The following is a 20,067-nucleotide window of genomic DNA, read 5'->3' as shown; positions in this document are numbered from 1 at the left end:
AGACGACGACGCGGAGGGCGAGGAGCAGATCGTCCAGCTCAGACCTCGGCGTTCTCGATGATGCGCGTGATGCGCACGGCGTAGTCCTGGTCGACGACGACGATCTCGCCGTGCGCGATGAGGCGGCCGTTGAGCTTGACGTCGGCGGGCGCCCCTGCGGAGCGGTCGAGCTCCACGATGCGCCCCGGCTCAAGATCCAGCACGTCCCGCACCGTCATCCGGGTGTGGCCGACCTCGACCGTGAGGTCCATCTCGACGCCCGCGATGCGCTGCAGGCGACGCGGCGAGGCGGTGCGCGAGTGCGTCACACGCACGGCCAGCCGGCCGATGGTGCGGTCCCCCTGGTCCACGAGGTCGAACACCTGCGCGGAGGGGTGCGAGAACAGCGCTGACGCGTCGCCGATGACGGGGGCGCCGAGGACGCACGGGCCGAATGCGGTCGCCGCCGCCTCGAGCGAGTCGTGCAGGCGCTCGGTCAGGGGCGCATGCGGGCTGCCGTCGATGAGGACGGTCTCGTCGAGGATCAGCACCGCCAGGGCGGCGCTGGTGTCGCCGACCGACGAGACCATGACGGCGTCGCCGGTCTCGCTCGACACCGCGCCGGGGCGCACGGTCGTGCGGCCGGCCGTCGGCAGGCGGTCGGCGAAGGCGGCGGCGGCAGCGAACTCATGGGCGGTGGTGCTGGTCATTTCGTTTCCTCGACGAGGGAGTGGGACAGGGGGGAGGAGGTGACGACGCAGGCCAGCCGCGCGCCGTGGGAACCCACCGCGGCGGCGGCGACGACCTGGTCGCCGACGGCGAGGTCGAGGGGGCGATCCTGCCCATGGGGAAGCGGGATCACATCGCCGACCGCGAGGGTCAGCACCTCGCTGGGTGTCATGCCGCGCGGCGCCAGCCGGAGGGTGAGCTCCACCGGCGTCTCCTCGACATGACGACGCACCAGGGCGGGGTCGGCGGCCGCGTCGGGCGACGAAGCCGTGTGCGACAGGCGCTCGAGCAGGGCGGCCGCCGGCAGTGCGACGCTGGCCGTTTCGGTGCGGTCGGCGAAGCGCATCGAGAAGCGGGCGACGACGATGAGGTCCTGCGCCGAGGCGATCTGGGCGAACGTGGCGTTGTACTGCACCGTGCTCACCGTGAACTCATGCGGCAGCAGGGCGCCCAAGGCGCCGCGCAGGTGCCCGAGCGTGTCGTCCATGAGTGCGCGCAGCAGCGCCTGCTCGACCGCGGTGAGCGCGCGGGCCTCGACGCGGCCGGACGCGTCGCCGCCGAGCATCTTCACGATCCACGACAGCGCGGTGTGCAGGGGGAACTCCACGATCCCCCGGTCGTCCGAGCCCTCGGCGGCGCACACCACGAGGGTGGTCGTCGGAGGGACCGTCGCCACGTACTCGTCGTAAGTCTCCAGGGTGACCCGCTCGACGGCGATGTGGGCACGCAGGCGCGTCTTGGAGGTGAGCTGGATGGCCCACTGCCGCGCGAAGACGTCGAACGCCCCCGCGAGGGCCCGGGTGTGCTCGCGCGACAGCGCGGCCGGGCGGCCGAAGTCGTAGCGCTCCGGGCCCCCCGGTTCGGACGCGGCGTGCGCGCGGTCGTCGTTGTGCACGAGAGGGACTATCGGGCGACGGCCGCCGGATGTAAGGGCGGCCGGGTCACTGCGGGGAGTGCTGCGCCGCCACCTGTGGCAGGAGGGCCCGCACCGCGTCGTCGGCGCCGGACAGCACGACGATGTCGACGCGTCGGTTGGCGGCCATCGCGCTCTCGCTCCACCCCTCGGCCAGCGGCCGGGAGGCCCCGAAGCCGACGGAGGTGATGCGCTCGCCGCCCACTGCCTGCTGATCGACGAGGTAGCGCAGCACGCCCGTGGATCGTGCCCCGGAGAGTTCCCAGTTGTCGGTGAACGGCGCCATCGGCGGCCGGTGGTCGGCGTGGCCCTCCACCGATATCTGGTGGGTGACCGTGGCGAGCACCCCGCCGGTGGCATCCAGCACGGCGCGTGCCTTGTCGCTGAGGTCGGCGCTGTTCGTGGCGAAGAACGTCTCGGCGCTGATCAGCCCGATCGTCAGGCCCCGCTCATCGATCGTGAAGGTGGCCGCGTCGCCCAGCCCGCGGGCATCCAGCGCCTCCTGCAGACGGGTGCGGAGGTCCGCGAGGGCCTCGTATTCGGCTTCGGCGCCGAGCTCGACGGCTGAGGGCGCGGGCTGCACCACGGTGAACCCCTCGCCCGCCTCGTCGAGCAGCTCGGGCGGCACGATGACGCCCTGAGAGACGTCGGTGGCTTCGGACACCTCGGCGCCGAAGCCGGTCGCGAGCGACGAGCGCAGGGCCTCGAACTTGTCCTGATCCACCGTGGACATCGCGAACATGACGATGAACATGCACATGAGCACGGTGACCATGTCGAGGTACGACGCCATCCAGCGCTCGTCGGGGCCATCATGGCCCTGGACCGGAATGCGGCGACGCGGTCGCACGCTCATGCTGTCTCGTCTGCGCTCTCGGGTGCCTTCTCGGTCGCACGCCGCCGGGACTTCGCCGGCGCCTCGGGGGCGAGCGCCCGCATGCGCTCCTCGACGAGGTGCGGCGGGCTGCCGGACTGCACCGCCAGCATCCCCTCGGTGAGAAGGGTCATCCGGTCGATCTCGATCTCGGCCAGACGCTGCAGCCGGGTGCCGATCGGCAGCCAGATGAAGTTGGCCGACAGCAGCCCCCAGAGGGTGGCGACGAAGGCGGCGGCGATGAGCGGTCCGAGGGTGTCGGGCTGGTCGAGCTTCTCGAGCACGTGGGTGAGGGAGATGACGGTTCCGACGATGCCGACCGTCGGGGCGTAGCCGCCGAGGGTCGAGTAGAACCGCGCCGCCGTGCGGCGGTGCGAGGCGGTGGTCGCCACCTGGTCTTCCATGACGACGCGCAGGTCGTCGGCATCCGTTCCGTCGGCGATGTTCTGCAGCGCCTGGCGGACGAACGGATCCTTCTCGTCGGCGACGGCGTTCTCGAGGGCGAGAAGACCCTGCATGCGCGCCGTCTCGGCGTAGCCGACGACCTTCGCGATGAGGTCGTCGGTGGATCCCTTGAGTCCGCGGAAGGCGCGGGGGAGCGCCCGCACCGCTTCGCGTGCGTCGGCGACCGTGCCCCCCGCGATGCCGATCGCGATGGTCGCGCCGAACACCAGCACCATGGGCGCCGGCAGCAGCAGGGCGCTCACGTGCGCGCCCTCGAGGCTGATCATCGCGAGCAGCGCGCCGAAGGCGATGGCGATGCCGATGAGCAGGGACGGGTCCATCAGTCCTCGCCCTCCGAGGTGCGCCGGTCCGCAGCGGTGGCCAGCACCCGGGCGCGGAACTCCACGACGCTCTCGATCACGGCATCCATCGACTCTGACACGACGAAAGTGGCGCCGTCGACGAGTACGAGCGTGGTGTCGGGCGACTCCTGGATGCGCTCGATGAGGTCGGGGTTCACAGCGAACCGCACCCGATTCAGACGCGTGAGGACGATCATGCGACTTCCTCCTTCTGGGTGCGTCGGGGCGGTGCGGGCGTCGTCCAGCCGGGCGCCGTGCGGCGTCGGCCGTCGAAGGGACTGTCGGCCGGGGGCGCGCATCCGTTAGCCGCGCCCCGTCGTCGTCATCGCTTGAGGTTGGTCAGCTCCTGCAGCACCTCGTCGCTCGTGGTGATGATGCGCGCGTTCGCCTGGAAGCCGCGCTGGGCGACGATGAGGTTCGTGAACTCCTGCGAGAGGTCGACGTTCGACATCTCGAGTGAGCCGCTCGCGAGGTCGCCGAAGCCATCGGCCCCGGCGGCGCCCACGGTGGGTGCGCCGGAGTTGGCGCCGGAGCGGTACTGCGACGAGCCGGTCTTCTCCAGCCCTTCGGGGTTGTCGAACGTCGCCAGCGCGACCTGCGCCAGCACATCCGATGCGCCGTTGCTGAACGACCCGATCAGGCTGCCGTCGGCCGAGATCGTGTACGACACGAGGCTGCCGGGGGCGCGTCCGTCCTGGCCGGTGAGCGCGACCGTGCGCAGATCGGCGAAGCCGGTCACCTGCGAGAGGTCGACGGCGACGCCGCCGCTGACGATCGAGGCCGCACCGGTCGGCTTGCCGTCGGCGAAGGCGAGCGACGTCGTCGCGGCACCGTCGGTGACGTCCCAGCCCGCGCCGGTGCGGGTGAAGGTGAGCGCCAGCTGACGCGCCGCCCCCTGGGCGTCGTAGACCGTGATGTCGCGGACGAGCTGTTCGCCGACGGCGGCGTCGGACGGCAGGTTCCCCTTCACGCTGGCGGAGCTCGTAGCCTGGGCGGGGGAGGTGGCGCCGACGGGCAGCGAGATGTCGCCGACCGGGCTGCCGGTCGTGATGACGCCGTCCGCGGCCGTCCATCCCTGCACGAGGGCACCGTCGCCGGTCACCATGCGGCCGGAGGCGTCGAACGAGAACGCGCCGTTGCGCGTGTACAGCGTCTCGGCGCCGTTGCGCACGACGAAGAACCCGTCGCCGGCGATCATCAGGTCGGTGGCGACGCCGGTGGCCTGCCGGGAGCCCTGGGTGAAGTTCGTGCGGATGCCGGCGACCTGCGTGCCGAGGCCCACCTGGGCGGCGTTCGTGCCGCCGGCGTCGGCCTGCGGCGTGCGGGAGTTCTGCACGATCTGCGACAGCGTGTCCTGGAACTGGACGGAACCCGCCTTGAACCCGACGGTGTTGACGTTCGCGATGTTGTTACCCGTGACGTCGAGCATGGTCTGGTGCGAGCGGAGGCCGGAGATCCCGGCGTAGAGCGAACGGAGCATGACAAGCCCTTCTGGAGGTGGTTTCAGGAAGCGGTGACGCCGGAGACGGCGTCGAGGGGCACGGTGGCGTCGCCGATGGTGACGGTGGGGACGCCCTGTTCGAACGAGACCTTGGAGACGAGACCCGACTGGGTGACGCCATCGGCGTCGACGTACGACGCATGCTGCCCGACGAGCGCGGCCGCGGCCTGGCGCATGCTCAGCGCGAAGCTCTCGCTGAAGCTGTCGGAGAGCGCGGTGAGCTGCTCCATCATGGCCAGCTGCGTCGTCTGCGCCATCATCTCGTTGGTGTCCAGCGGCGAGCTGGGGTCCTGATTCTTCATCTGCGTGACCAGCAGATGCAGGAACACCTCGCTGTCGAGGCTCTGCTTGGGGGCGGCGGGGAGCGCGGTCGTGGGCGCCGATGACACGGCGGCGACGGGATCGATGGTGGGCATGGCTTCCTCGGTGTCAGGCGAACAGGTCGATGCCCGAACCGGGCACGGGGGGCGGAGGGGCAGCAGGGGGCGCGTCGGCGGCAGGCTGGCGGCTGCCGTGCGGCGCCGTCTCGGGCCGCGCGTCCTGCTGACCCGACGAGGCCGAGCCGGACGCGGACCCGCCGGACCAGGCGCCGGTCTGGCTCTGCGGGCCGCCGCCCGCCGCGGTGTCGGCAGCGGCGAGCAGGATCGACGCGTTCGGGGCGAGCGCCGCCAGGTCGCGACGCAGATCGACGAGCAGGGCGCGCAGGGCCTCGCGGCCCATGTCCGACGGCGAGGCGAGCTCGATCGTGAGGGATGAGCCGGAGATCTGGGCGGTGACCGTGACAGGGCCCAGGGTCTCGGGCGACACCCGCAGGGTGAGCGTGTGCTGCCCGTCGTCGGCGCGCGCCAGCGAGAGCACGGGGGCGGTGATCTGCTGGGCCAGGGGGGTGCGCGCGGGGGAGGCGGCCGCGGCGGGCGACGGTGGCGCGGCGACCTGGTCGGCGGTGCCGGGGGCCGTGACGCCGCTCGCGGCGGCTGCCGTGGAGTCGGTGCCCGCACCCGCCGCGCCTGCTGACGCGGCCGCGGACGTGCCGGCAACGGGGACCGAGCGCAGCGCCCCGGCCGACGAGGCGGCGGCTGTCGGGCCGGCGAACGCGGTGGCGGATGCTCCAGTGAACGCCGGGGTCGATGCGGCAGCGAAAGCCGGCGCGGATGCCGGCGCGGAGGCCGTGCCGAACAGGGCCGAGGCGAAGAGGGCTGCCGGCGCGACCGCGGTCGCTGCGGGGGCCGCCTGGGCCTCGGGGACGACGCGGCGGATGGTCTGGATGTCGGCGTCGGTGAGGTAGTTGTTGCGCAGCTCGACGTTCTTGCCTGGGCTCGGCGCGTGGATGATCTTGCCGTCGCCGGCGTAGATGACGATGTGCTTCTCGCCGTTGGTGACGAGCAGGTCACCCGGTCGTGCTTCGGCGAGCGAGGGGACCTCGACCCCGATGCCGGACTGGTCCTGCACCACGCGCGGCGCGTCGATGCCGAGGTCGGCGAGCACCCGCTGCACGAGCCCGGAGCAGTCCATGCCCGTGGCATCCTCGCCGCCGAAGACGTAGGGCACGCCGAGGTACTTCTCGGCCTGGGCGACGATGTCTTCGCCTGTGACGGTGCCGTCCCCGAGCGCCAGGGTGCTGCGGACCTGCTCGACGGCCGATGCGAACGCCCCGGCGCTCGCGGTCGCGCCGGCGGTGGTCGCCCCGGTCGCTGCGGGGATCGCGGGTTCGACCGACAGCGACCTGATCCGCTGCTCGATCTCGTCGATGCGCGCAAGCGCCGTGACAACGCTCATGACGTCTCCTGGGTCGGGGGTCTGACGGCGATCTCGTCGAGTTCCGCCTGCTCGGCGCGCAGCGCGTGGGCGCGCTCGCGCTCGGTGTGCGCGTCGGCGAGCCGCGCGAGTCCGCGCTGATCGACGCGGGTGGCTGCGTGGCGCGCCCGTGCATCGTCGACGGTGGTCTGCTGCAGGTCGCCGAGCAGGGCGAGGTCGGCCAGCAGGCCGCGCGAGGCCACGCGCGAGGCGGCGAGGGCGGCCAGCGCGCGGACGTCGACGGCGACGTCGGAGGTGCTCGACAGGGCGGCGCGCAGCTCGCGCTCCCGCGCCTGCGTGCGCGTGTGCTCGAGGGCCGCGCGCGAGAGGTGCTCGGCGGCGGCGCGCTCCTGCAGGCCGCGCACGCGCAGCAGCCCCGCGAGGCGGAAGGGGCGGCTCACGAGATGTCCCCGAACGCCGCGACGAGCGACCTCAGCCGCTGCCACGAGTCCTCGGCCGAGGCCTGCTCGTCCAGCGACTGGGTGAGGAACTGATCGAGGGCGCGCTGGTGGGTGATCGCGGCATCCACTCGCGCATCGGCACCGGCCTGATAGGCGCCGATGCCGATGAGGTCGTGGGCGTCGCGGCGTGCCGCGAGCACGGTGCGCAGCGTCGCGGCGAGCTGCTGCTGCTCGGCGGATGTCACCTTGCCCGCCAGGCGCGACACCGAGGCGAGCACGTCGATGGCGGGGTGATGCCCGGTGATGGCCAGGGAGCGGTCCAGCACGATGTGGCCGTCGAGGATCGAGCGCACGGTGTCGGCGACCGGCTCGTTGTGGTCGTCGCCGTCCACCAGCACGGTGTACACCCCGGTGATGGAGCCCTGGCGGTCGTTGCCGGCCCGCTCGAGCAGCTTCGCCAGCACGGGGAAGGTCGAGGGCGGGTAGCCGCGCGTCGCCGGCGGCTCACCGGCGGCCAGCCCGATCTCGCGCTGCGCCATCGCCACGCGCGTCAGGGAATCCATCATGAGCATCACGTCGACGCCGTCGTCGCGGAACGCCTCGGCGATGCGGGTGGCCGTGAACGCCGCTCGCAGGCGCGCCATAGCCGGCTGGTCAGAGGTGGACACCACCACGACCGAGCGGGCGAGCCCCGCCTCGCCGAGGTCGTCCTCGATGAACTCGCGCACTTCGCGGCCGCGCTCGCCGACGAGGGCGATGACGTTCACGTCGGCGGCGGAGCCGCGGGCGATCATCGACAGCAGCGACGACTTGCCCACACCCGAGCCGGCGAACAGGCCCATGCGCTGGCCGCGGCCCATCGGGCTGAGGGTGTCGATCGCCCGCACGCCCGATGCCAGCGGCGCGGCGATGCGCGCGCGCTCCATGACCGGAGGGGCGTCGTGGTCGAGGGTGACGCGGCGGGCCTGGAGCGGGCCGCGCCCGTCGAGGGGGCGTCCGAGACCGTCGATGATGCGCCCGAGGACCGGGGGTCCCACCGGCACGCGGAGCCTGCCCGACGCGACCGTCGCGCGCGCGCCGATCCGCATGCCGTTCGTCGCCGACAGCGGCATGCATCGGAGGGTTCCCTCCTCGGCGGCGACCACCTCGGCGTCGACCTCGCCGGCGGCGACTTCGCCGGCGATCGTGACGACGTCGCCCACCGCCGCGGTGAGCCCGCGCACCTCGACGCTGAGCCCGAGGATCCGCGAGACGCTGCCCGAGCGTTCCGGGAGCGCCGCCTCGAGCACCGCCGACCACCGACTCATGGCGCGACCTCCGCCAGGGCCGCCCGCGCCCGCGCCAGGGCCGTCGCGACGCGCAGATCCACCTCGCCGTCGCGCAGGCGCACCACGGCGTCGCCGGGGGACAGCTCGGGGGAGGCCTCGAACCGCGTGCCGTCGGGCCGTTGCGCCCCCAGCCGGTCGAGCGTCGCGAGGTCGCGGGGGCTGAGCACCACGGTCGCCTCGTCGCCGGGTGCCAGGATCCCCTGCGCCCGTGATGAGGCGGTGAGCGCCGATCGCGTCGCCTCGGCGACCTCGGCGGCGAGGATCGTCTCGGCGAGCTCGACGGCCAGGCGCATCACGTGGTCCTCGGAGAGCGCGGCCACGGCCTCGGCACGTTCGGTGAAGGAGGCCGCGGCGCGCTCGAGCGCGGAAAAGGCGGCCGCGGCCGCCGTGCGCAGTTCTTCGTGCTGCGCACGGCGCTCGCGTGCGGCCCGATCCGCTTCGCGCACCGCCGCCTCGCCTGCGGCGCGCATGCCTTCGGCGTACCCCATCGCGTGACCGCGCTGCCGTGCGCGTTCCCGCTCGGTGTGCTCCGCGGGCCCGGACAGCCGCGGGATCGCCAGCGGGCTGAAGACGTCAGGAGACATACTCCTCCTCGTCGCCGCGCTCCACGCGGATGTCGCCGGTGGCCTCGAGGGCGCGGATCGTGCGCACGATCTCGGCCCTGGCCTCCTCGACCTGCGACACGCGCACCGCCCCGAGCGCCTGCGACTCCTCGTCGAGGGTCTCGCGGTTGCGCTCGGACATGTTGCGGCGGATGACTGCAGCCACGGCGGGCGGGGCGCCCTTGAGCGCCAGCGCCAGCGTGCGGATCTCGATGCCGCGCAGCACCCGCTGCGCGTCGCGGTCGTCGAGGACGACGACGTCGGCGAAGGTGAACATGCGCGAGCGGATGTCTTCGGCGAGGTCGCTGTCGCGTGCCTCGAGGTTGGCCAGCAGCGCCTTCTCGACGGCGGCGTCCGAGCGGTTGATGATGTCGACGAGGGGCTGCACGCCGCCGAGCACGTCGGGGGCGTCGCGGGTGGCGAAGGCCCCCGACCGGGCGCGCAGCGCCTCGGCCACGATGGCCACGGCATCCTGCGACGCCGTCCCCATGCTCGCGATGGCCTGGGCGACATCGGTGCGCACCGGGTCCGACAGCTCCGCCAGCACGGCGGCCGCACGATCGACGGGGAGGTGCGCGAGCACGAGGGCGATGGTCTGCGGCAGCTCGCCGTCGACGGCGCTGGCGATCTGCGCGGGTTCGACCGCGATGAGGAAGTCGAACGACGAACCCGTCATCGCCGACGAGACCTTCGTCAGCACCCCGGCGGCGCGGTCGGTGCCGAAGGATGCCTCGAGGAGCCCCGCCGCGATGTCGCGGCCGCCGCGCGCGGGGGGCAGGTGCCCCTGCACGATGCGGTGGAAGTCCGACAGGGCACGTGCGGTCGTCTCGGCATCCAGGCGGTTCAGCCGGATGATCTCGGCGGCGATCCCCTCGGCCTCCTCCTCGGTGAGGTGCTTCATCACCTCGATGGCGAGGGCGCGGTCGAGGTTCATCATCACGACCGCCGCGGTCTGCGTGCCGTTGAGGTCGTTCATGCGTCCTGCCTGTCCCGCATGAGGCTGCGCAGCAGATCGGCCGTGCGGGCGGGGTCCCTGCGCGCGAAGTCGCCGAGCTCGGCGCGGCGGCGGTCGAGGGTGATCTGGGTGGGCTCCGGCTCGGGATCGGGCTCGAGGTCGAGCAGCGGCAGCGGCACCGTTGGTGCCTCCAGCTGCGGGGCCGTGCCGTGCACGATGGCGCCGAACGGGTCGGCGACGGGGTCGAGCTGCAGCGGCGCGACGGTGGACTGCGCCGCCCATGCCGCCTTCGCGCGCCGCCGTGCGACGGTGATGCCGGTGACGGCGGCCAGGATGAGCACCAGGGCGACCGCGCCCACGATCAGTGCGGTGCGGGTGAGTTCGCCCTGACGCTCCGCCTCTTCGGCCGCGCGCGCGGCATCCAGCGCCGCCTGGGCGGCGACGGCGTCGGCGTCGCTGAACGTGACGAGCTCGACCGTCAGATCGTCGCCGCGCCCCGGGACGATCCCCGCCGCCGACGCCACGAGAGCCTCGATCTGGTCGACGTCGACGGCGTCGGCCGCGGTGGCGTCGACGGCGACGGCCACGGTCTGCCGCCGGAGGGAACCGGCCGGGGTGGTCGTGCTCTCCACGGACTTGTTGACGACGCTGTTGCGGGTCGACTGGGTGGATTCGTATGTGCCCGCACCGCCCTGGGCGGCCGCGGCGGCCTCGGCCCCCAGCACTCCCGTGCCCGCTGCCGGGCCGCTGTACGTCTCGGTGCTGGTCTGCTCGCTCGTCGACGCCTCGCCCTCGACGGGCGTGTACGTCTCGTCGATCCGCTCGCTGGTGGCCTGGTCCATCTCCGCCGCGACCGTGACGGTGGCGTTGCCGGCCCCGACCACGGTGTCGAGCATCTGCTGGATGCCGGCGGTGAGGCGGGTCTCATAGGCGCCGGCCTGCTCGCCGGCACCCCCTCCCGACCCGGCGCCGACGGCCGAGAGCGTGTGCCCGGCCTGGTCGACGACGGCGACGTTCTCGGGCTTCATGCCGCTGACCGAGGCGGAGGTGAGGTGGATGATGGCATCCACCTGCGCCGACGACAGCGTGGCGCGGTCGGCGGTCTCGATGAAGACCGATGCGGTGGGGTCGACGGTCTCCGACACGAAGACGCTCTCTTCGGGGATCGCGAGCTGCACCGAGGCCGTCGACACCCCCTCCAGCGCCGAGATCGTGCGGGCGAGTTCGCCTTCGATCGCGCGCTTGTAGGTGACCGACTGCTGGAACTCCGAGCTGGTGACGCCCATCTCGTCCAGCAGGGTGTAGCCGTTCGAGCCGGCGCTGGGGAGCCCCGCGACGGCGGCAGCGAGCCGCTGCTCGTAGACGACGGCTTCGGGGACGAGCACGGTCGACCCGCCGTCGGTGAGCTCGTACCCCACCGACGAAGCCCGCAGCTGCTCGACCACGGCGCTCGCATCGGCGGCGCTCAGCCCGGTGAACAGCGGTGTGAGGGTGGGCCGGGCGAGCCAGCTCGCGATGGCGAAGGCTCCCATGGTGAGTGCGGCGATGCCGATGACGGCGATCGTCCGCTGAGCGACCGTGAACGATCCCACCGTGCCACGCAGGCGGCTGAAGAGGGAGGTGACCGCCGCAGGCATCAGGCCTGCATCCGCATGATCTCGTTGAAGGCGTCGACGCCCTTGTTGCGCACGGCGGAGATGAGTTCGAGCGTGACCGAGGCGCGGGACGACGCGATCATGGCGGAGTGGATGTCGTCGAGGTCGCCCGTCACGGCGGCGACGGCCAGCTCGTTCGACGTGGACTGCAGGGCGCGCAGCTCATCGACGGCACCGGTGATGCTCTGGGCGAAGGCCCCGTCCCCGGCCGGCGAGGGCGCGGGCGGTGCGACGGGGAGGGGGATCGACGACGCGATCGCGTCGATGGAGGGGATCGAGGGCATCAGCGGCGTCCGATCTGCAGGGCGGCCTCGTAGGTCGTCTTGGCGCGGTCGACCACCGCGGCGCTGGCCTGGTAGCCGCGCTGGGCCATGATCAGGTGGCCCATCTGCTCACCGAGGTCGATGTCGGGGTAGCGGACGTAGCCGTCTGCGTCGGCGAGCGGGTGGGTGGGCTCGTGGACGAGCCGGCCCTCGCCGTCGCCGAGCTCGGCGCCCACGACGCGCACGCCGCCCCCGTCGCCGTCCGCCTGCACGGCGACGTAGCGCTGGCGGAACGCGTCGTCGTCGGTCGAGGTCACCGTGTTGATGTTGGCGATGTTGTCGCTCAGCGCGTCGAGCCAGGTGCGGTGGGCGGTGAGCCCCGAGCCGGCGATGCCGATGGCGTCGAAGGTCATGACGTCCTCAGGGCGGTCTGCACGGAGCTGAACGTTCCGCCCACCGCTTGGGAGGCGAACTGGTAGCGCAGCACCGTTTCGATATTGGTCAGCGTCTCGGTGTCGAGGTTGACGTTGTTGCCGTTCAGCCGCGTCGCGGCCCGGGACTCGGTCACGGCGGGGGCGACGTCGCCGTCGCCGCGCGCCACCGAGGCGGCGAGGGCGTCTTCGAAGGCCACGACCTTCGCGCGATACCCCGAGGTGTTGACGTTGGCGATGTTGTCCGCGATGGCGCGTTGACGCTGCGAGAGCCCGTCGAGCGCGCTGGTGAGCGCGGTGGTGGTCACTGAATCGAACACGAAAGCCGTTTCCGTCGCCGGTTGACGTGGCCGATCCGTGGCCGAAGGGGTGAGCGATCCCTGCTCACGAACTCCTATCGGCCGCGCCGCCGCCGCCGTTAGCCGCTGACGTCGACGTATGCCGCTCCGTCTTCCCGAAGCGGCGGGACCATGCCGATCGCGTCGAGGTGCCCGCGGGTGACCGCGAGTTCCTCGCGCAGGCGCGCCATGCGCTGCTCCTGCCGCTGCACGAGGCGGGTCGCGCGGTCGACCAGCTCCGCCGGAAGGGGCGCGCGGTGCAGGATCGGGGTCCAGGGTGTCGGGTCGCCGGCGGTCTCGTCGAGATCCCGTTCGAAACGCTCCAGCAGCGCCAGCCAGGCGGCATCCGATCTCATGATCCCGACACCGTCGCCGACGCCGCGGCGTGCCATGCCTCGTGCAGGGGCGCGATCAGCTCATGGCACTCGCGGGTGCGCTCGGGGTCCCGGCCGATGTTGGCGCCGATGAGGGTGCGCGTCAGGTACGCGTACACCGCCTGCAGCTCGGCGCTGCCGGACCACGAGGGCGCGAGGGAGGACGAGAGCTCGGTGACGATGCTCTGCGCGTGCTGCAGTTCGCCGTTCGCCGTCTCCCAGGCGCCCGCACGCTGTGCGGCCTCGGCCCGTGCCACATCCAGCAGCAGCCGGTCGTACAGCATCGTGACCAGGCGCTCGGGGCTCGCCGAGAGGATCGCCTCTTCGCGGTAGCGCTGCTGGGCTTTCAGGGCGGCGTTCATGAGCTGCCTCCGTCGGAGTTCGAGGGCAGGCTCGCCAGCTGCGAGGTGAGGTAGGACGACTGCGCCTGCAGGCGGGAGAGCATCGTCTCCAGCGACGCGTACGTCCGCTCGAGCGTCGCCCGCCGCTGGTCGAGCCGCAGGTCCCAGCGCTCGAGCTGGTCGGACATGCGGCTGACCTCGCTCTGCTGTCCCGTGATGCGGGCGGTGAGCAGCCCGTCGTACTTGTCGGAGTACTGGTCGCTGACCTCCTGCACGCGGGCGGCGACGCCGGCGAAGAGGGCCCCCGCCGCGGCCGGGTCGGTCTCGAGGGCCGCGAGGAACTTCTTCTCGTCGAACGACAGCGCGCCGTACCGGTCCACGGAGATGCCGATCGTCGAGGGTGACACCCCGTCGATCGGGAGCTGCACCGCGTCGGTCAGCGCCTGTCGGAGGGCGCGCACGGTGCTGTCGCCGGTGAACACGCCGAGGGTCGTCGTGCCCCCGGCCCCGGTGGGCGTGGTCGCGGCGGAGCCCTTCGCGATGCCCGACAGTGCGGCGGCGACCTGGCCGACGAGATCGCCGGCGGCCTTGGCTCGGGCGGCGGGATCGGCGGCGACGGAGACCGTGACGGGAGCGGTGTCGGCCTTCGAGACCGTGACGTCCACGCCGGCGAACATCTCGGTGAACGTGTTCTTCGGCGACGTCACGACCTGCTCGGCGGCGGTGCCCGCCCACAGCCGCACCTGCGCGTCGGCGCCCTGCGTGACGACCGCGGCGCCCGTTTCGCCCGCGAGATCGGTGGCGGTGCCGGCAGCGACGGCGGCGGCGTCGCCGAGGTGCACCCGGAAGGCGGCCGCGGCCCCGGTCTCGGTGGCGGTGACCTGCAGGCGGTAGAGCGCCTGCCCGCTGCCGTCGGCGCCGGCCGAGACGGCGGACGCGACGATGCCGGCGCCGGCGGCGCTGAGGGCTCTGGCGACCTCGGCGGGGGCTGACGAGGCGGGACGCACCTCGACGAGCTCACCCGACGCGCTCTCGACCGTGAGCACGAGCGGGTCTGCGGTGAAGCCGGTCATGGCGCGGCTGACGACGGTGTGCGCCGTGGCGGTGCGATCCACCACGACCTGGGTGGAGACCGCGGTGGCCCCCGGCTTCGCGACGAGTGTGACCGACGGGTCGGAGCTGGTCGCCTTCACCTGAGCGAGCGCGGTGGCGCCGGTGGCATCCTTCGCGCTGGTCAGCAGCTTCTGCAACGCGGTGTTGAGCGACTGCAGCTGCGAGATGACGAGCTTGCGGTCGTCGGACTTGTTGCTCAGCAGCGTGCGGGGGATCGCCTCGACGTCCATCAGCGCATCGATGATGGCGGTGGTGTCGAGGCCGGAGGCGAGGCCGTCGAACGAGAGGCCCATGCGCTCCCCTTCCTGTCGCAGGTGTGCGGACGCCGGGAGAACCCGGGCTGTCCGCAGATGCCTATCGGCAGGAAGCGCGGGACTGTTAGACGGCGGCAGGGATGCGTCCGGACGGACCGGTCGCGGCGATGCGCGAGAAGTACGCCTCGCGGGTGGTTTCGGAGACCCGTGAGGTGGGGGCCGCGCCCTCGTCGAGGTGGAAGCGCTCCATCGCGTCGCGGAGCAGCCGGATGGCTTCGGCGCGCTGCTGCGAGACCGCGGAGTGGCTGACGCCGAGCTGCTCGGCGATCTCCTTGACCGGCCGCTCGTGCACGTAGACCGCTTCGATGATGGCCCGCATGCGCTCGGGGAGCGCGTCCACGGCCCGGGTGAGCACCTCACGGCGCTCCTGCAGCACAGCCGACTCTTCGGGGAGCGCGACGGCGGCGGGCACGTTCAGTGCCGACGTGTCATCGAGGCTCGTGACCGTGCGGGCGGCGTCGTGGAGCGACTCGACCACCGATTCCCGCGGCAGCGCCATGGTGGTGGCGATCTCGTCGGGCGTGGCGGTGCGGCCGAACGCGGAGGTCAGCGTCTCGCGAACGGCGGTGACTTCCTTGATGCGCTTGCGGATGCCGCGGCTGGCCCAGTCCATCGAGCGCATCTCGTCGGCGAAGGCGCCGACGATGCGCCGGCGCGCGTAGGCGCCGAACGGCACCCCGAGGGCGGGATCGAACGCCTCGGCCGCCGTGACGAGGGCGAGGGCGCCCACCGCCGCGAGCTCTTCCAGCGAGACGTGGGTGGCCCGGGCGTGCAGATCGCGGGCCAGGTGACCCACCAGCGGGAGGTTGTCTTCGATGAGACGGTTGCGCTCTTCGCGGTTCTGCATGCGCATTGCGTGCCTCTCTTGCTGATGCTGCTCACCGCGCGGGGGAAGCGGGAAAGCAAACCTGTCCATCACCTATGAGGCGATTATGAGAAACCTCTCACGAAAACCGTGATTACGCTACGGCCATCCCGGCCGATAGGGAAAAACGAGCCGCTGACTGCGGTCATCATGGGGAGATGCAGTCTGGGGAGCAAGCCGCGGAACGTGCCCGACGGTCATTTGATGGGGGAGATGTAGTGGGAGCGAACGAGTTGTCGATGCAGCTCTGGCAGGAGCGGGAGCTGCTGGAACTGCTGCTGTTCAAGCTCGAGGAGCAGCGTCTGCTCCTCGAAGCGGGGAGCGTGAGGTGGATCCATTTCGCCACCCGCGAGATCGAGCAGGTGCTCGAGCAGCTGCGCGTGTCGGGACTCGGACGCGACGTCGAGGTCGCCTCCGTCGGACGCGAGTGGGGCGTGCCGGATGCCGCGACGCTGGCAGAGCTGATCGATGCTGCTCCGTCGGACGCCTGGCGCGAGGTCTTCGCCGAGCACCGGGTGGCACTGACCGCCCGCATGTCCGAGGTCGCCCAGCTCAAGGACTCCAACGAAGTGCACCTGCGCGCCGGAGCGCGCGCGGTGGAGGAGATGCTGGCCGGTCTCGCCGCCAGCACCGGCGAATACACCACACGCGGCGAGCGGGTTCGGGAGGACACCGCTCGCATCGTGGACAAGCAGATGTGAGGACGGCGCCATGTCGACATTCAGTGGGTTGAACGCGGCGTCCAGCGCGCTGGCCGCGGCGCGTCGAGGCATGGACCTCGTGGGGCAGAACATCGCCAATCAGTCCACGCAGGGCTACACCCGGCAGCGCCTCGAGACCTCCGCCGTCGGCGCGGTCGCGGTCGCGGGAAAGTTCGCGGTGGGCGTGCAGCCCGGGCAGGGGGTGTCGGTCGACGGGATCGCGCGCCTCGGCGACGGGGTGCTCGACGCCCGCGTGCGCGACACGCTGGCCTCGTCGGGGTACTGGTCCACGCGGGCCAGCGCGGCGGTCTCCGCCGAGGCGACCCTGGCCGAGCCGACCGTCAACGGGCTCTCCGACCGGCTGGCGACGTTCTGGGCCGGCTGGCAGGACCTGTCGAACGCGCCGGATTCGACCGCGGCCGCCGCCGTGGTGCTCACCGGCGCCGAGACGCTGGTCGCGCAGATCGCCGACGGATACCGCGGCATCGCAAAGCAGTGGTCCGACGCACGGGATGCCGCGGGGGTCATGGTGGCGCAGGTCAACGCGGCCGCCGCGGAGATCGCCGAGCTCAACGGCGCGATCCGCGACACCCTGGCATCCGGCGCGTCGGCGAACGAGCTCGTCGACCGGCGCAACGTGCTCGCGCAGGGCGTCGCCCGGCTCTCGGGGGCCGTGGGGACGATCGAGCAGGACGGCACGATGACGCTGCGGCTCGACGGCAACGCCCTCGTCTCGGGGGCCGATGCTCGGCGCCTGACCCTCGACGGGCCCCCGTCGATCGAGGCCGGAACGCCGACGACCGTCCGCTGGGAGGGCGGCGCGGCCGTCGTCGTCTCCAGCGGCGAGCTGGGGGGCCTGCTCTCGGTGATCGCGCCCGCCGACGAGGGCGGGGTGCTGGCGGGTCTCGCGCACTCGCACAACGGCCTGGCGGCGGCGCTCGCCGAAGCCGTCAACGCCCAGCACCGGCAGGGGACGACCGCCGCCGGCGCACCCGGCGGCGACTTCTTCTCGCTGGCGGCGGGCGCTCCCGCCGCGCTGGGCCTCGCCGTCGTTCCCACCGGCCGCAGCGAGCTGGCGCTCGCCGCCCCGGGGGCCGGAGCCCTCGACGGTGGCAACGCCGACGCGCTGGCCGGCATCGGGGAGCGCGCGGACGGACCGGATGCGTTCTGGGCCGACGTGGTCTCGCGGCTCGCCGTGGACACGGCCGCCGATGTCGGACGCGCGACCAGGGCCGAGACGGGCGCGGTGGCCGCCGTCGCCGCCCAGCAGTCGGTCGCCGGCGTCGACACCGACGAGGAGACGGTGAACCTGCTGATGTACCAGACCGCCTACCAGGCGGCCGCTCGCGTCATGACCGCCGTCGACGAAGCCCTCGACGTGCTCATCAACCGCACCGGCCTCGTCGGCCGCTGACACCAGGAGCAGCATGATCAATCGAGTGACATCGCAGGCGATGACGCAGACCGCGCTGCGGAACCTCCAGAACGGCCTCGGCGACCTCGCCCGGCTGCAGGCGCAGGCGACGTCGCAGCGCGCGTTCGCCGCCCCCTCCGACAACCCCGCGGCCGCCGCCGCGACGCTCGATCTGCACGCCGCGCAGCGCCGCACCGACCAGTACGCGCGCAACATCGACGACGGCCTGGCATGGGTGACGACGGTGGACAACGCCATTGCGGCATCCACCTCGCTCCTCGGGCGCGTGCGCGACCTGACGCTGCAGGGCGCCAACACCGGAGCGATGGATGCCGCCTCGAGGGAGGCGATCGCCGTCGAGCTCGAGGGGCTGCGCAGCGAGCTGCTCTCCCAGGCCAACACGACGGTGCTGGGACGCTCGGTGTTCGCCGGCACCTCGGATCGCCCGGCGTTCGCGGCGGACTACTCCTTCACCGGCACGCCCGGTGCCGAAGTGCACCGCCGGGTCTCGGACGGGCAGACCGTGCGCGTCGACGCGGACGGGGCCGAGGTCTTCGGAGAGGGCGCGGGCTCGGTCTTCGCGCTCGTCGACGCCATCGTCGGAGACCTCCGCTCGGGGGTCAACGTGGGTTCCCGACTGGGCGAGGTCGACGCGAGGCTGGACACTATGCTCGGGGTGCAGGGCGCGGTGGGCGCCCGGCAGTCGCAGATCGAGCGGGCCAAGGAGGCCACATTGGATGCCACGGTCTCGCTCGAGGCGCGACGCGCAGCGGTGGAGGACGTCGACACCGTCGAGGTGCTCGTCAAGCTCCGCGCGCAGGAGCTCGTCTACCAGTCCGCGCTCGCCGTGACCGGTCGCGTGCTGCAGCCGACGCTCATGGAGTTCCTGCGATGAGCGCCGCGGTCCGCTTCGTCGCGCCCCCTCCGGGCCTCGCGCCGCACACGACGTTCACCCTCGACCCGGTCTCGGAATCGGGCGGGCTCTTCGCGCTCCGCGCGGTGCAGGACCCCGACGTGCGCCTGTTCGTCCTCGACCCGGGCGCGGTGGTGCCGGACTACGCGCCGGTGCTCTCCGACAGCCAGGCCACCGGCCTGGGACTGCGGTCGTCTGACGACGCCCAGCTCTTCGTCGTCGCGCACATGACGGACGAGGGTGTGGGCGTGAACCTGCTGGCGCCCGTCGTGCTGAACCGTCACACCGGGGATGCCGCGCAGGTCATCCTCGAGGGGCAGGATCTGCCCGTGCGCGCCCTTCTGGCCTGACGCGGTCTACGCCGCGACGAGCGCGGCGCGACGGTCGCGCGTGTGGGGCCGTGCCGAGTTGATCGCCGAGAGGTACCGGCCCTTGTGCCCGGTGCGGATGCCGGTGGCGCTCGGCTTGTTCTCGTAGACGCCCGCGGCCCAGTTGCCCTCGACGAGCACGGGGCCCTGAGGCGTGACGGCGATGTCCCAGCCGACGTACCGCACCTGCGGCACGATGCGCGCGACGCGATCGACGAAGGCGATCACCTCGTCGAACATCGGGAGCTGGAAGTCGGAGATGCGGATGCCGCTGTCGGGGTGGGTTTCGTAGACCCGGTTGTGGGAGTCGTACCCGGCGCCCGTGGCCCGGCCGGATTCGTCGAGCATGGCGTAGAAGCCGCCGAAGCTGTTCTGGTCGCTGACGGCGCCGCGGCCGAACTTCTGCGCCATCGCGAGGATGTGCGTCGTCTCGCCGTCGAAGAACGCCGTGACCCGGGTGGTGTGGACGGTGCCGGGGCAGAGCGCCGCCAGCTGGTCATGCTGGCGGATGACCTGCTCGACGAGGATCTCGCCCCGGGCGAGCAGTCCTCGGTGAAACGCCGGCCAGTCGTCGACGGTGGCCACGTGGTAGCGGTGCACGCCGCGGCCCTGGTGCCCGAGGGGCTCCTTCGTCACGATCGTGCCGTGGCGCAGGGCGAAGGTGCGGAGGGCCTCGGCGTTGCCGGGTTCGATGACCATCCACTCGCGGTGCAGGTGGGCGTCGAAGGTGCGGTTGAACTGCACCTTGTCGTGGAACACGTGGCGATAGGCCGGATCGTCGAAGGTGAGCGACAGCCGGTTCGAGACCGGATTGGTCATGTAGGTGGCGCGCTCCTCGCGGGTGAGGATCGCGAAGTCGTAGTCGATGTAGTCCTGAAATCCGACGCCGCGGAAGCCCGCCTGCCACAGCATGTCCAGTACGACGGCGGGGGTGCGCCGGCCGTGGCGGGACGCGGCCGCGCGAGCCCGCGTGAGCAGCGAAGTGACGTCGACGCGCAGCACTCGTCCCGCGAGGTAGCTCAAGCGGGGTCCGAGGTGGGGAACGGACGTCATGGTTACTCCAGTGGGGTCGTGGGTGGCGTCAGCCGGCCCCCT

The 20,067-nt window shown here is 72.3% G+C and carries 25 protein-coding genes; 4 read left to right on the top strand and 21 right to left on the bottom strand.

All coding sequences use genetic code 11. The annotated features are described in order from the left end of the window. Positions 1 to 38: 38 nt before the first annotated feature. From fliN to QNO14_RS14855, 20 genes are all read right to left on the bottom strand, one after another. On the bottom strand, positions 39 to 689 hold the full coding sequence (gene fliN / locus QNO14_RS14950) for a flagellar motor switch protein FliN (RefSeq protein WP_257494586.1): 651 nt from the start codon (positions 687 to 689) through the stop codon (positions 39 to 41). Further along, entirely contained in the window at positions 686 to 1,603 is a 918-nt protein-coding gene (locus QNO14_RS14945; RefSeq protein WP_257506387.1) for a flagellar motor switch protein FliM, read from the bottom strand. The genes fliN and QNO14_RS14945 overlap by 4 nt, the downstream gene beginning before the upstream one ends. A 46-nt stretch (positions 1,604 to 1,649) precedes the next feature. After that, the gene (locus QNO14_RS14940) at positions 1,650 to 2,477 is read right to left on the bottom strand and encodes an OmpA/MotB family protein (protein ID WP_257506388.1); all 828 of its coding nucleotides are present in this window, start codon (positions 2,475 to 2,477) and stop codon (positions 1,650 to 1,652) included. Continuing rightward, positions 2,474 to 3,280, bottom strand: a complete 807-nt coding sequence (locus QNO14_RS14935; protein ID WP_257494582.1) for a motility protein A — start codon at positions 3,278 to 3,280, stop codon at positions 2,474 to 2,476. The genes QNO14_RS14940 and QNO14_RS14935 overlap by 4 nt, the downstream gene beginning before the upstream one ends. Next, positions 3,280 to 3,498, bottom strand: coding sequence for a flagellar FlbD family protein (locus QNO14_RS14930; protein ID WP_257506389.1), 219 nt, complete (start codon positions 3,496 to 3,498; stop codon positions 3,280 to 3,282). Before QNO14_RS14930 ends, QNO14_RS14935 begins: the two co-directional genes overlap by 1 nt. Positions 3,499 to 3,623: 125 nt before the next feature. Then, positions 3,624 to 4,781, bottom strand: coding sequence for a flagellar hook protein FlgE (locus QNO14_RS14925; protein ID WP_257506390.1), 1,158 nt, complete (start codon positions 4,779 to 4,781; stop codon positions 3,624 to 3,626). Between the two features lie 23 nt (positions 4,782 to 4,804). Further along, the gene (locus tag QNO14_RS14920) at positions 4,805 to 5,218 is read right to left on the bottom strand and encodes a flagellar hook assembly protein FlgD (protein WP_257494579.1); all 414 of its coding nucleotides are present in this window, start codon (positions 5,216 to 5,218) and stop codon (positions 4,805 to 4,807) included. 13 nt (positions 5,219 to 5,231) lie between these two features. Then, entirely contained in the window at positions 5,232 to 6,578 is a 1,347-nt protein-coding gene (locus QNO14_RS14915) for an NlpC/P60 family protein (protein WP_257506391.1), read from the bottom strand. Further along, a complete protein-coding gene (locus QNO14_RS14910) occupies positions 6,575 to 6,997 on the bottom strand; it encodes a hypothetical protein (RefSeq protein WP_257494577.1) in 423 nt (140 codons plus the stop codon). The genes QNO14_RS14915 and QNO14_RS14910 overlap by 4 nt, the downstream gene beginning before the upstream one ends. Beyond that, positions 6,994 to 8,304 carry a FliI/YscN family ATPase gene (locus QNO14_RS14905; RefSeq protein WP_257506392.1) on the bottom strand — a complete coding sequence of 437 codons (1,311 nt, stop codon included), beginning with the start codon at positions 8,302 to 8,304 and terminating at the stop codon, positions 6,994 to 6,996. The genes QNO14_RS14910 and QNO14_RS14905 overlap by 4 nt, the downstream gene beginning before the upstream one ends. Then, the gene (locus QNO14_RS14900) at positions 8,301 to 8,909 is read right to left on the bottom strand and encodes a FliH/SctL family protein (RefSeq protein ID WP_257506393.1); all 609 of its coding nucleotides are present in this window, start codon (positions 8,907 to 8,909) and stop codon (positions 8,301 to 8,303) included. Before QNO14_RS14900 ends, QNO14_RS14905 begins: the two co-directional genes overlap by 4 nt. Next, complete coding sequence (fliG, locus tag QNO14_RS14895) at positions 8,899 to 9,903, bottom strand: flagellar motor switch protein FliG (RefSeq protein ID WP_257494574.1); 1,005 nt, start codon at positions 9,901 to 9,903, stop codon at positions 8,899 to 8,901. Before fliG ends, QNO14_RS14900 begins: the two co-directional genes overlap by 11 nt. Then, complete coding sequence (gene fliF / locus QNO14_RS14890) at positions 9,900 to 11,519, bottom strand: flagellar basal-body MS-ring/collar protein FliF (protein ID WP_257506394.1); 1,620 nt, start codon at positions 11,517 to 11,519, stop codon at positions 9,900 to 9,902. The genes fliG and fliF overlap by 4 nt, the downstream gene beginning before the upstream one ends. After that, on the bottom strand, positions 11,519 to 11,821 hold the full coding sequence (gene fliE / locus QNO14_RS14885; RefSeq protein ID WP_257506395.1) for a flagellar hook-basal body complex protein FliE: 303 nt from the start codon (positions 11,819 to 11,821) through the stop codon (positions 11,519 to 11,521). The genes fliF and fliE overlap by 1 nt, the downstream gene beginning before the upstream one ends. Continuing rightward, entirely contained in the window at positions 11,821 to 12,213 is a 393-nt protein-coding gene (locus QNO14_RS14880; protein WP_257494571.1) for a flagellar basal body rod protein FlgC, read from the bottom strand. Before QNO14_RS14880 ends, fliE begins: the two co-directional genes overlap by 1 nt. Continuing rightward, positions 12,210 to 12,551, bottom strand: a complete 342-nt coding sequence (locus tag QNO14_RS14875) for a flagellar basal body rod protein FlgB (protein WP_257494569.1) — start codon at positions 12,549 to 12,551, stop codon at positions 12,210 to 12,212. The genes QNO14_RS14880 and QNO14_RS14875 overlap by 4 nt, the downstream gene beginning before the upstream one ends. A gap of 98 nt (positions 12,552 to 12,649) precedes the next feature. After that, a complete protein-coding gene (locus QNO14_RS14870) occupies positions 12,650 to 12,925 on the bottom strand; it encodes a hypothetical protein (RefSeq protein WP_257494568.1) in 276 nt (91 codons plus the stop codon). After that, complete coding sequence (gene fliS, locus QNO14_RS14865) at positions 12,922 to 13,305, bottom strand: flagellar export chaperone FliS (RefSeq protein ID WP_257506396.1); 384 nt, start codon at positions 13,303 to 13,305, stop codon at positions 12,922 to 12,924. The genes QNO14_RS14870 and fliS overlap by 4 nt, the downstream gene beginning before the upstream one ends. Continuing rightward, positions 13,302 to 14,690 (bottom strand): flagellar filament capping protein FliD, encoded by a 1,389-nt coding sequence (gene fliD / locus QNO14_RS14860; RefSeq protein WP_257506397.1) that lies wholly within the window; start codon positions 14,688 to 14,690, stop codon positions 13,302 to 13,304. Before fliD ends, fliS begins: the two co-directional genes overlap by 4 nt. 85 nt (positions 14,691 to 14,775) lie before the next feature. After that, positions 14,776 to 15,558 (bottom strand): sigma-70 family RNA polymerase sigma factor, encoded by a 783-nt coding sequence (locus QNO14_RS14855; protein ID WP_257506548.1) that lies wholly within the window; start codon positions 15,556 to 15,558, stop codon positions 14,776 to 14,778. Between the two features lie 257 nt (positions 15,559 to 15,815). Between QNO14_RS14855 and flgN the strand changes: the two genes are divergently transcribed. From flgN to QNO14_RS14835, 4 genes are read left to right on the top strand one after another with little or no spacing between them, the layout of a single operon-like run. Continuing rightward, positions 15,816 to 16,277, top strand: coding sequence for a flagellar export chaperone FlgN (flgN, locus tag QNO14_RS14850; protein ID WP_257494565.1), 462 nt, complete (start codon positions 15,816 to 15,818; stop codon positions 16,275 to 16,277). 10 nt (positions 16,278 to 16,287) lie between these two features. Further along, positions 16,288 to 17,691, top strand: coding sequence for a flagellar hook-associated protein FlgK (gene flgK / locus QNO14_RS14845; protein WP_257506398.1), 1,404 nt, complete (start codon positions 16,288 to 16,290; stop codon positions 17,689 to 17,691). Between the two features lie 13 nt (positions 17,692 to 17,704). After that, complete coding sequence (gene flgL, locus QNO14_RS14840; protein WP_257494563.1) at positions 17,705 to 18,586, top strand: flagellar hook-associated protein FlgL; 882 nt, start codon at positions 17,705 to 17,707, stop codon at positions 18,584 to 18,586. Further along, positions 18,583 to 18,954: a flagellar assembly protein FliW gene (locus tag QNO14_RS14835; RefSeq protein WP_257506399.1), complete on the top strand. Its 372-nt coding sequence runs from the start codon at positions 18,583 to 18,585 to the stop codon at positions 18,952 to 18,954. The genes flgL and QNO14_RS14835 overlap by 4 nt, the downstream gene beginning before the upstream one ends. Before the next feature lie 6 nt (positions 18,955 to 18,960). On the opposite strand, the gene QNO14_RS14830 is transcribed toward QNO14_RS14835, so the two are convergent. After that, positions 18,961 to 20,025, bottom strand: a complete 1,065-nt coding sequence (locus tag QNO14_RS14830; protein ID WP_257494561.1) for a sugar-transfer associated ATP-grasp domain-containing protein — start codon at positions 20,023 to 20,025, stop codon at positions 18,961 to 18,963. Between the last annotated feature and the right edge of the window lie 42 nt (positions 20,026 to 20,067).

Source organism: Microbacterium sp. zg-Y625 (genome assembly GCF_030246925.1).
In the GTDB taxonomy this organism is placed as follows: domain Bacteria; phylum Actinomycetota; class Actinomycetes; order Actinomycetales; family Microbacteriaceae; genus Microbacterium; species Microbacterium jiangjiandongii.
Note: the sequence above shows the minus strand (reverse complement) of the source record. Positions and strands in the feature narration are given on the sequence as shown.